Origin of the sequence: Synechococcus sp. R5-15, assembly GCF_047462035.1 — a bacterium.
In the GTDB taxonomy this organism is placed as follows: domain Bacteria; phylum Cyanobacteriota; class Cyanobacteriia; order Thermostichales; family Thermostichaceae; genus Thermostichus.
Genome location: NZ_JANSIK010000017.1, coordinates 24,028 through 34,508 on the forward strand (window position 1 = coordinate 24,028; position 10,481 = coordinate 34,508).

General features: G+C 57.4%; 10 protein-coding genes. 4 read left to right on the plus strand and 6 right to left on the minus strand.

What is annotated here, in order from left to right; all coding sequences use genetic code 11:
- Positions 1 to 45: 45 nt before the first annotated feature.
- Positions 46 to 711: a magnesium protoporphyrin IX methyltransferase gene (gene bchM / locus NW839_RS02025; RefSeq protein ID WP_414350017.1), complete on the minus strand. Its 666-nt coding sequence runs from the start codon at positions 709 to 711 to the stop codon at positions 46 to 48.
- A gap of 170 nt (positions 712 to 881) precedes the next feature.
- Here bchM and NW839_RS02030 point away from each other — a divergent pair, with 170 nt between their 5' ends.
- Positions 882 to 1,379: a hypothetical protein gene (locus NW839_RS02030; RefSeq protein ID WP_414350016.1), complete on the plus strand. Its 498-nt coding sequence runs from the start codon at positions 882 to 884 to the stop codon at positions 1,377 to 1,379.
- Between the two features lie 42 nt (positions 1,380 to 1,421).
- On the opposite strand, the gene NW839_RS02035 is transcribed toward NW839_RS02030, so the two are convergent.
- From NW839_RS02035 to wecB, 4 genes are all read right to left on the minus strand, one after another.
- Positions 1,422 to 2,399, minus strand: a complete 978-nt coding sequence (locus NW839_RS02035) for a D-alanine--D-alanine ligase (RefSeq protein WP_414350015.1) — start codon at positions 2,397 to 2,399, stop codon at positions 1,422 to 1,424.
- A 69-nt stretch (positions 2,400 to 2,468) separates the two neighbouring features.
- Positions 2,469 to 3,590, minus strand: coding sequence for a cell division protein FtsZ (ftsZ, locus tag NW839_RS02040; RefSeq protein ID WP_414350014.1), 1,122 nt, complete (start codon positions 3,588 to 3,590; stop codon positions 2,469 to 2,471).
- A 577-nt stretch (positions 3,591 to 4,167) separates the two neighbouring features.
- Positions 4,168 to 4,743, minus strand: coding sequence for an ureidoglycolate lyase (locus tag NW839_RS02045; RefSeq protein WP_041437468.1), 576 nt, complete (start codon positions 4,741 to 4,743; stop codon positions 4,168 to 4,170).
- Between the two features lie 178 nt (positions 4,744 to 4,921).
- Complete coding sequence (gene wecB, locus NW839_RS02050) at positions 4,922 to 6,058, minus strand: non-hydrolyzing UDP-N-acetylglucosamine 2-epimerase (RefSeq protein ID WP_011433693.1); 1,137 nt, start codon at positions 6,056 to 6,058, stop codon at positions 4,922 to 4,924.
- A gap of 923 nt (positions 6,059 to 6,981) precedes the next feature.
- On the opposite strand from wecB, the gene mgtE reads away from it, so the two are divergent.
- The 3 genes from mgtE to NW839_RS02065 all read left to right on the plus strand — a co-directional run bounded on the left by mgtE (position 6,982) and on the right by NW839_RS02065 (position 9,462).
- Positions 6,982 to 8,361 carry a magnesium transporter gene (gene mgtE, locus NW839_RS02055; RefSeq protein WP_414350013.1) on the plus strand — a complete coding sequence of 460 codons (1,380 nt, stop codon included), beginning with the start codon at positions 6,982 to 6,984 and terminating at the stop codon, positions 8,359 to 8,361.
- 168 nt (positions 8,362 to 8,529) lie between these two features.
- Entirely contained in the window at positions 8,530 to 8,733 is a 204-nt protein-coding gene (locus NW839_RS02060; protein ID WP_414350012.1) for a hypothetical protein, read from the plus strand.
- A 27-nt stretch (positions 8,734 to 8,760) separates the two neighbouring features.
- Positions 8,761 to 9,462: an MgtC/SapB family protein gene (locus NW839_RS02065; protein ID WP_414343268.1), complete on the plus strand. Its 702-nt coding sequence runs from the start codon at positions 8,761 to 8,763 to the stop codon at positions 9,460 to 9,462.
- A 4-nt stretch (positions 9,463 to 9,466) separates the two neighbouring features.
- Here NW839_RS02065 and NW839_RS02070 read toward each other — a convergent pair whose 3' ends face one another.
- A complete protein-coding gene (locus tag NW839_RS02070) occupies positions 9,467 to 10,090 on the minus strand; it encodes a TMEM165/GDT1 family protein (RefSeq protein ID WP_414355842.1) in 624 nt (207 codons plus the stop codon).
- Positions 10,091 to 10,481: the final 391 nt, after the last annotated feature.

Below are 10,481 nucleotides of genomic sequence, written 5' to 3' on the forward strand. Positions count from 1 at the left end.
CTAGACGAAAATGTTTCATTCCCGTTTAACGAACCAGATCGAGTGTCACCGAACCAGATCGAGGAGCCAAGCAAAGTAGAAGCGGCTGCGAATGGTTTGTCGCTGCTGCACTTTCCAGCCCCATTCGGTTAATTGGCTCACCAAGGTCGCCTCTCGGTGTTGATAGGCGCGGGTGGTTTTGCTGGGGCCGGGGAAGAACTCTCCCACTTTCTTCAGCAGCGTCAGCCAGGGGGTTTTGGGGGCAAAACTGAAGATCAGGCGGGACCGAGCCAGGCGGGTCAGGTGCTTTAGCATGCGCAGGGCCTCGGCTTCAGGGTAGTGGATCATCACATCGAGGCAGATGACGACATCGTATTCCCCCGTCAATTCCTCCAGATCCGAGACCCAAAAGTGTGGGTTGTCTGTGGATCCCAGCTCCATTTGCTGGCGGCGGCGCGCTTCGCTCACCATTTGTTCCGAGATGTCGCTGGCGAACACCTGTGCCCCCCTGGCGGCCAAGGGCAAGCTGAGGCTGCCCACCCCGCATCCGGCATCACAAATGCGTAAACCCGAGGGATCCCCCAACCACTGCAACACCGTCTCTACTGTGCGAGCATGGCCAAGGCGGATGTCTTTTTGGACGAAATTGACTTCTTCTTCACCATAAATGCGCCGCCAGCGCTCGAAGCCAACGGAGTTGAAATAATCGCGGACAATGGTTTTCTCTTGCATAGAACTTCCAGCTAGGGATCCGGCGAGAGAAAAGAGGAACGCCCTGCTCTGTCGAGACCCGGCATTTCTTCGCCCATGCGCATCTCATTCTACCCCGAGCCCCCGTAGCCCTCTGCACGGTTGCTCTAGGATTGTATTAGAATTAGCCCGCACACCTTGGATGCTGCACCATGACCGAAGCTGAGATTGCCCAAGCGTTGCAGGCTCGGTTGGCTGCCCCGGTCAAAATCGCGGTCAAACGCCGCCAAGGTCATCTGCATGTTCTTCTGAATCGATCCTCCTCGGCCCGAGTGGACTACCCCCATCTCATGGAACGGGTGCAGGCGGAGCTCAGAGTGTTGGGCTTGCCCGGCTTAGAGCAGGTCACGGTGTACGGGCGTGAGTCGGGACATTCTGAATACGAGTGGGAGCAAACGGCCCCCTTGTTGAACCCGCTGCTGGCCTCAGAAGAAACCACAGTTCTGTTGGAAAAAAAAGGCGATCGCCTACTGCAGGATCTGACAGTTGTTGCCCCGGATTCGGTCAACTCAAAGCCTGAACCTGCGCCGGAGAATCCTGTCGGGAAAACCGACATAGGCAGCAGGTCCCGCATCTCCTGGGTGTGGCTGGGGGGAGCTGTACTGATTGTTGGAATTGGGGTGATTCTTTTGCTGGTTGCCCTTCTCTGAAAGAGCTGGGTAAAGGTTCTTGTTCTTGTCTTGGGAAAAGCCTCAGGGAGCGTTGCCGAGAGTCGCCGATGAACTTTGAGGATGCCGGGATCCGGTCAATTGGGCTTTTTGCAAGGCATCCTGCAGCATCCGCTCCACCAACTCGGTGAACGTCCACCCCAGAGCCGCCGCCGCATCAGGACAGAGGGAGGTGGGGGTCATGCCGGGCAGTGTATTCACCTCCAACACCCAGGGGTTCTCCTCGGAATCCACCCGCAGATCCACTCGCGCCAAGCCTTCGCACCCCAACACCCGATAGGCCCCTAGACCTGCTGCCTCACAGCGGGCCAACCCTGCCGGGCTGAGGGAACAGGGGATCAAATGCCGCGAGCCACCGGGTGCGTACTTGGCTTCGTAGTCGTAGAAGTCGCCTTGGGCGGGGATGATCTCAATGGCCGGAAGAACTTGGCCGGACAAGATCGAGAGGGTGATCTCCTTTCCGGGAACATAGCGCTCCAGAAAAATCCGCGACGAGACTGAGCGGGCCAACTCCAGCCCCTGAGCAAATGACCTCTCATCCTGGACAATGCTGATGCCCACCGTCGAGCCGTTGTTGCTGGGCTTAATCACCAGTGGGGATCCCAACTCTGCCGCACAGTCAGCCCAAGTGAGGGGGCTTTGGTCGTCCCAAACCTGCCAATCGGGGGTAGGGATCCCCGCGGCGCGAAAGATCTGCTTGGAGACCAGCTTATCCATGGCCAGAGCACTGGCCAGCGGCCCGGATCCCTGGTAGGGCAGGCCCAGCCAGTCCAGCATTCCCTGTACCACCCCATCCTCGCCACCAGGGCCATGCAAGGCAATCCAAACGAAGTCGCAGCCGGCTTGCCGTTCCTGCCAAAGGCGCAGAGGCAGATCCTCATCTGGGTCGATTACCTTGACCCGATGGCCCAGGTCCTCCAAAGCCCGTTTGCAGGCTTTACCCGTTACCCAAGAGACTTGACGTTCTGCCGAACGCCCCCCCGCCAAGACAACAATGTTCATGGCCTAACCCCAAAGCACTCCCCACCCTCAACAACCGGCACCAAGATACCAGCATACCTTCACCCTACCCTACGAAGGGGGCCGTCGGCGGCGCAAGAACTCGGGAATATCTAAGCCTCCAGACATCGGCGGCTCAGGCTCCGGAGGCTGTCGAGGCGGCAGCCCAGAGCCCGTGGGAGTGGGCTTGGGAACCCCCGACTTGTTGGAGGCAGAAACTTTGGTTGCAGCAGGGATGGCGGCTGGACGGGCTTTCTCTTGGAAACCGGTGGCGATGACCGTGATGCGCACTTCCCCCTGCATGCGCTCGTCTTGGACGGTGCCGAAGATGATGTTGGCCTCGGGATCCACTGCCTCGGCGATGATCTCGGCAGCCACCGTGACCTCATGCAAGGACAAATCCGGCCCACCGGTAATGTTGAAGAGGACACCTTTAGCCCCTTCGATGGAGGTTTCCAAAAGCGGCGAAGATACAGCGGTAATGGCGGCTTCGCGGGCGCGGGACTTGCCGGATCCCATGCCAATTCCCATCAAGGCAGAGCCGGCATCGGCCATCACGCTGCGCACATCGGCAAAATCCACATTGATCATGCCGGGAATGAGAATGATATCCGAGATGCCCTGCACCCCCTGCCGCAGCACATCATCAGCAACGCGAAAAGCCTCTTGGACAGGGGTTTGCTCGGAGATCACCGAAAGCAACTTGTCATTGGGAATTACAATCAGGGTATCAACTGCCTCCCGCAGCGCTTGGATCCCTTCCTCGGCCTGCTTGCTGCGGCGTTTGCCCTCAAAGGAAAAAGGCCGTGTCACCACTCCCACCGTCAGGGCACCACTGGCTTTGGCAATTTGGGCGATGACGGGTGCTCCACCCGTGCCCGTGCCTCCCCCCATGCCGGCGGCAATGAAGACCAGATCTGCCCCTTTGATGGCTGCCGATATTTCTTCGCTGGATTCCTCTGCAGCTTTCTGGCCAATGGCCGGGTTACCACCTGCACCCAAGCCTCGAGTCAGCTTCTGCCCAATTTGCAAGCGGTTCACTGCCGAGGACTGGGCAAGGGCCTGCGCATCGGTGTTGACGCTCCAAAACTCGACGCCCACAAGGTTGCTGGCCGCCATCCGACTGACCGCGTTGCCACCCCCACCCCCCACGCCTACTACCTTAATCTTTGCGTTTGCGGTCTTGCTCGGCATGAAGTCCTCTGGACAATCCGCCGCTCTGGTCTGAGATCCGTTCCTCTCATACTCGGCATGAGAGCCTTCTCCCCTGTGGCGCTCATTCCAATGGGAAGGCGCAGACTGGGCTGAGCCCAACCCTTGCCCAGGATTGGGAGGATGGATGTCTGACCAATTGGATGGCATGTCAGCTCTCACAATAACTTAAATTCTGGCAAATATCGAATATGCTAGCTGATTTAATATAGAGCAACTCCCTCCAGATGCCAACGCTGCCGACGTTTGTGAATCTTCCCGCTGAATACGGCCCTCCTAAAGACGCCTGTCGGCAGAATCTCAGGTAGCCTTTCTTGCCTAGAGGCATTTCTCTCTGAACTTATCTCGAAGCTTTTGTGTGTAAGAATAGGTGTTCTCGAATACTTAGACCCTTGCAGGGGAAGAAGGGTCCAAAGGGAGGTTTCGGTACAAGAGTCTGGCCCTAGTTAAGGCCCAGTTAAGGCGAAGAGTCCCCTATCCAGCCAAAGGCTGATAGAGCGCCACTTTGTAGAACTGAGGCTTTGGCATCCTGTAGAGATTCAGGGATCCGGACTTGCATTCAGACCAGCTCTAGGTGGATCTCCGCTTTTAGCCGTTGGGGGAGGGAAATTTTGAATACATCTCCCTGATTCATTTCGTGGGCATCTTCCATGCTGGCCAGGGCTTCCACCACTTCTTCGGAGTTGGCGGTTAGCACCACAACGGGGCGCTCGCAGGCAATGGGGAAATCGTGCCACGTGCCGAGGTGCAGCAGCAGCCCATGCCCGGCAGGGAATCGCAGGGCTTGTACTTTGTCGAGATCGGGAGCTGCTTTGGGATGGTTGGGAGGAGCCATCACCATGATGAACGGCTCTTGCCCCAGGCCGACAAACAACTGGGTCATACGCATGTGGCGCTCCAGCCAGAGCACAGGTGGATATCCGGGCAGGATCTTAGCCGTACGGATAACGGCTCTGCCGGTGTATTGAAAGTCGATGTTCTGTCCTTCCAGGACACGCCCCTGATAAAAGGGGATCCCCAGCCCAGGATTGGCCACATCGTCCCCTATAAGTTGGCCGAAGGGTTGCACATTTTCTGGGGTGGCATCCACAATCGGCACCCGGACAACGGTGGTGGCAGTTGCAGTCGTGCTCATGGTTTGCATCCTCGCTCTTGATTGGACTGGGGTCAATTGGATTGGAGTCAGGCTTTCTATCTTAATTAATTGTCTTATTGAGATTAATTGTCTTATTGAGAGCAATAGGTAAAGAAACGGTTTTCCCGGTAACGGTCTATACATCTTTGATTCTTATTTAATTCTTAACTTTTAATTCTTAACTTTGTTCTTCTCGAGGGCTTTGCGGGTTAAACCACCGCTCGATGATGTGGCGAATTTGCCGGGCGGCAGTGCCATCGCCAAAGGGGTTTTGGGCTTGGGCCATGCGGGCATAGGCTTGTGGGTCTGTGAGCAATTCTCGGGCTGCCTTCAGGATCTTTTCGGGGTGTGTGCCTACCAGGCGGGCGGTGCCGGCAGCAATCGCTTCAGGACGTTCGGTGGTCTGCCGCAGCACCAGCACCGGTTTGCCCAGGGCAGGGGCCTCTTCTTGAATGCCGCCGGAGTCGCTGAGGATGAGGGTACAGCGCTGCATGGCGCTCACCCAGAGGGGATAGTCCAGAGGCTCAGTGAGAAAAGCCCGCTCATGGGATCCCAACAGGGCTTGCAGGGGATCCCGCACCAAGGGGTTGGGATGGAGGGGCAAAAGAAGGGCGGTATCGGGAAACTCGGCCAAGATCTGCAGCAGAGCCTTGCCGATGGCGGTTAGGGGATCCCCCCAATTTTCGCGTCGGTGCAAGGTAACCAGCAGGACACGGTAGCGCTGCCAGTCCAGGCCGGGAATGGGGCAGGGGATCCCTTGGGAGGCCACCTGCAGTAGGGCGTCGATGACAGTGTTGCCGGTGCAATGGATGGATCCCACCACGTGGCTTCGCTTCAGGTTGTCAACGGCTTGGGGGGTAGGGGCAAAGTGCAGGCTGGCCAACTGGGAGATCAGGCGGCGATTGGCCTCTTCGGGGAAAGGATTGTAGAGATCATCGGTGCGCAGTCCGGCTTCCACATGCCCGACCGGGATCCGGTGGTAAAAAGCTGCCAAGGCGGCAGCGAAGGCGGTGGTGGTATCTCCCTGCACCAAAACCAGTTGAGGATGTTGCTCTTGAAAGTAGAGTTCTAGGCCCCGCAAGGTGGCTTCGGTGATGTCCGTCAAGCTTTGGCGGGGGCGCATGATCGCCAGATCCCGATCCGCTTGCAGACCGAATAGCCGCATCACCTGATCCACCATTTCCCGATGTTGTCCGGTCAAGATCAGCTCGGTGCGCAGATGGGGACTGGCACGCAGAGCTTGAATCACCGGGGCCAGCTTAATGGCTTCGGGCCGTGTGCCCAAGATCACGGCAACGAGGGGAAGAGAGGCCATAAGCTCAAGGACATCGGCACCTGTAGGAGATGGGAAGCGCAGCTCATTGAAGCAAGGCCACCAACAAACCACTAACAAAAACCACTAACAAAACAGAGGCGGCGAAGGGCGTGGGTTGCTCAAGGTCGCAAGCCACCGAGATGTAGACTTTGCTGAGTCAGGCTGAGGGCAATGTCGAGACGAGAGGAACCACAAGGGGGCTATTGCTGCTCACTCCGATCTTACCCCTCCAGCTGCCCCACCAATTTTTCACCGGATGAGCTGGAGAAAAAGGGTTGACGGGATCCCACTCCTGCAACTAACCTAAAGGGGGCTGAAGAGATCCTCTTCTGGCTGTCCGGGTTGTTTCGGTTAACCTTTTTGGAGGAAAACGTTCAACAGCATGGACGCTTCCGGTAGTTGTAGCGCCAGCCACCAGTGGATGGTCTTCGAGGAGCACGTTCTTGAAGACTGGGCTCTTACTGGTGTCTTCCTTTTCCCCGCTGACAGCTTCTGTCGTCGCTTGAGAGGATCCCGTTTCGCCAACGCGAAGGGGTGGGAGAGTTTTCCCGGCTAGCTTTTGACTTGGGTGGCTCTCTCAGTCGGCGACGAACAGATGAGCTGAGCAGAGCCTTACCTGAGCAATGGGTTTGTACAGCCCTGTTCAGAAAAGGGGAGATCAGGAGTAATTCCGAGGGGATTCCCCTTGACTTTCCTGTTGTGGGTTTTGGGGTTTCCGCAGGCCTGGGGATCCCTTGGAGTCCCTCTTATCGGCTTGGGCGCTTGCGATCCAAGCTGGGCTTGGAGGCCTGGCGCTAGACCTACGGCTTGCTGCGCGGCCATCCAAGGGTTTCAGGGCTTCCCTGTGAGCCTCGGAGCACCGGTTGGCTGTTGACCTCCTGGTTCTCTTCATCCCGGCTGACCCCAACGTTCGGAGGTTTATCATGCGGCACAACGTTCTTCGCGATCTCCTAACCCCTGCTTCCTTGGAAGCCGCCAAGCGAGAGGCCAACCGCGCTCCCATTGCCGAGCTGGTGCAGCAGTTGATGGAGATTTCACCTCGGCAGCGGGTTTTGGCTTTCCGCTTGCTGGAAAAAGACAAAGCCATTGCAGTGTTTGAGTATCTGCGGCCCGAAGAGCAGGCCGATCTCATTCGCAGCATGGAAAGCCCAGAAGTGATCCGGCTGGTAGAAGCCTTACCTCCGGATGAGCGGGTGCGTCTGTTTGAGGAGTTGCCGGCCAAAGTAACCAAGCGCCTCATTGCCAACCTCAGCCCAGAAGCTCGGGAAGCAGTGAATATCTTGCTGGGTTATCCAGAGCGCAGTGCCGGTCGGCTGATGAACCTGCGCTACTTGTCGGTACGGGATACCATCACCGTCGGGGCTGCTCTGGCCAGCGTGCGGGACTCTCAACTGGGAGACGATGAGCTGGATGTGATTTTTGTGGTGGACGATCAGCGGTTCTACAAAGGTTTGGTTCGCACCGTGCGCCTCGTGAAAGCAGATCCGGATTTGCCCATTCGGGAGCTGATTGAGGGATCGGATATTTTTGCGCGGGTTACCGACCGGGATCTCCAGGCAGCTCGTTTGCTCAAGGATTCGGGCTTGCCGGCTATTCCGGTGGTGGATACGGAAGGGCGCTTGGTGGGAGATATCACCTTTGAAGATGTCATCAACTTGGTGGAAGAAGAAGCCACCGACGCCGCTCTGGCCCAAGCAGGGGTGGGCAGCTTGCTCAGCCGAGACAAGGTTTGGAGCGAGCGCCTGGTTAAAGGCGCCCGTTGGTATGCCGTCCGCCTGCGCATCACGTTTTTAATCATCACCTTGATTGGCGGCATGTTGGTGGGGGGAGTGATCGAAACCTTTGAGGAGGTGTTGCAAGCAGTAACGGCAGCGGCTATTTTCATCCCCTTGGTCATGGATATGGGCGGTAATGTTGGCACCCAATCTACCACCATCTTTGCCCGTGGCTTGGCTTGGGGCCACATCAACGTGCGGCAGTTTTTCCGCTACTTGCTGCGGGAAGCCAGCATTGGCGGGATTATCGGAGTGATCCTGGGGGCCACGGCTGGGGTGATTGCCTACTTCTGGCAAGGGGCACCGAATGGGATCCCACAATTGGGTCTGGCGGTGGGCTTGGCTCTGGCCATAGTGATCACGTTGGGGGCTGTCTTGGGCGCCATTTTGCCTTGGGCGATGTTAAAGCTGGGCTTTGACCACGCTCCCGGAGCGGATCCTTTCATCACCACCATCAAAGACTTCACCGGACTCTGGGTGTATTTCATGTTGGTAGGTTGGTTGGTCGGCGTTGAAGTGGAGTTTTAAGGCCACCATCTCTGTAGCTATTCCCATGGGCAGTGCAACTCCATTCCAGGCTTCCCTAACCTCAGGGGATGCTCCGGGTGGGCCACGAAAGCAGCGAGCTAGGGAAGTCTCTCAGATTCTCATTCCATTCAATTTGTCCAAATCTGTATCTTATTGAGGAGGTGTGCCATGACCTCGAAAGTTCTATCTCCCTTGGCTGCTGCTCAATTTCGGTCACGGCTGCAGCAGTATGCCTATCGGGTGGGCATAACCTGTGCTTTAGAAACAGGTGGTAAGCTGGCCCCAGAATCCGCCTTTGCTCAACTGGAAGCCCTCTGGCAAACCTTGCAACAGGAAGCCACTGCCCTTGGGATCCCAGATGAGGATGGCTAAACTTTATCCTTTCACGAGAACCGGAGCATGACCTGGATTGACTTCACCTTGCGTTTGGCCGTTGCCTTTGTCCTGGGATCCCTCATTGGCCTGGAGCGACAGTGGCGGCAGCGTATGGCCGGCTTACGCACCAACACCTTGGTGGCCACGGGTGCAGCTTTGTTTGTCATGCTCTCGGTTCTCACCCCTGATGAAAGCAGCCCGACCCGTATTGCGGCCCAAGTGGTATCGGGGATTGGCTTTTTGGCCGGTGGCGTGATCCTCAAGGAAGGAGCCAGCGTCCGTGGCCTGAACACTGCCGCCACCATCTGGTGTGCAGCCGCGGTGGGAGCCTTTGCCGGATCGGGGTACATTCCCCAAGCTGCCATTGGAGCCGGAGCTGTGTTGATCTCCAACGTTGTGCTGCGTCCGCTGGGCTACCGCATCAACCAGCAGCCTTTGAAAGGCACAGAACTGGAACTGGTCTATGAGTGTTCGTTCATCTGCAAAAGCCAAGCAGAGGCCCACATCCGCGCCTTGCTCTTGCAAGGCATAGCTCCCACCCATCTCAAACTGCGTGCCCTCTACAGCGAAGACCTGGAGGACAAGCCCGATCTGGTCAAAGTCGAAGCAGAGCTGGTCACCCAAACCCGCGATGACCAGGCCCTAGAACTTGTCGTCAGCCGCCTCAGCCTAGAGCCAGGTGTGATCACTGCCCGATGGCGGATCATCGAACAGGAATTTGGCTGATCCCTCATCCTGCCAACTCCCAACCGGTCAGCAACGCAAACACCAGAAATAAGCCGCCCCCCACCCAATGCACGGCGCGTTCAGAGATGTGAGCTGCTAAAAAACGACCTCCCACCACCGCCAGCCCCACCATCAGTCCATGGCCGAGGGTAGCCCCTGCCCAGACGCTCAATCCCGGGTGGGTGGCCGCCAAGGAGACGGTGGCAATCTGGGTTTTATCCCCGAACTCGGCCAAGGCCGTCAAGCTAAAGGCTTCCCACACAATGGCCCAAGCACCGCCGCGGCCCGCCCCTTTTTCTTCTGCCTGCTCCACCAGCCTGAGGGCTTCTTCCTCTTCTTCTTTTTCCTGCTGGGGAGTCATCTTGTAAGCTTGCCAGAGCATTCTCAGCCCAAAAGCCGCGAAAACCCCAGCCGACAACACTCGCACGCCCAGCGGCGGCAGCAGCTTGAAAAGCACCTTCCCGGCCACCACCGCCAGCAAGGTCATCACGGCCAAAGCCAGCCACGTCCCCAAGAAAACCCAGCGGCGCGGGTGTCGCATAGCCAGAATCAGGGGGGTAAAAAAGGTTTTATCCCCAAACTCTGCTACCGTAACCAACAGCAAACTTGACGCAAAACCAGCCCACATCGTTTAGCCTCCAACCTCTCTTGTGTGTGGAATCGGTTCACACCTAGAGGTGAAGGCTGGGAAAGTCAGACGGACTCACCAAGCTCACCTCTGCGTGAACTCAGTGAAAGTCTCGTCACCAAAGCAGCCTACCGGGCTTGCTTTGTCTCTTGCACCGGGCTGTTTTTAGCCAGTATGTCGATGCAGAGGGCGGTAAGCCGCCTGACTACTCCCTTTCCGTCTGAATGGTAGCATGCTGAGCTCCCAGTGGGAGTAGTTCATTCAAGCATTCAAGAAAAGCTCTCCAATGGGATCCCCCAAGACTTGCTGTGCCTTGGCCGATATCAGCTAGAAATCGCAGGAGCCCCGCACTGTACCCGTAGGGTCAGTGCCGGGAGGAATGCGCTTTGAT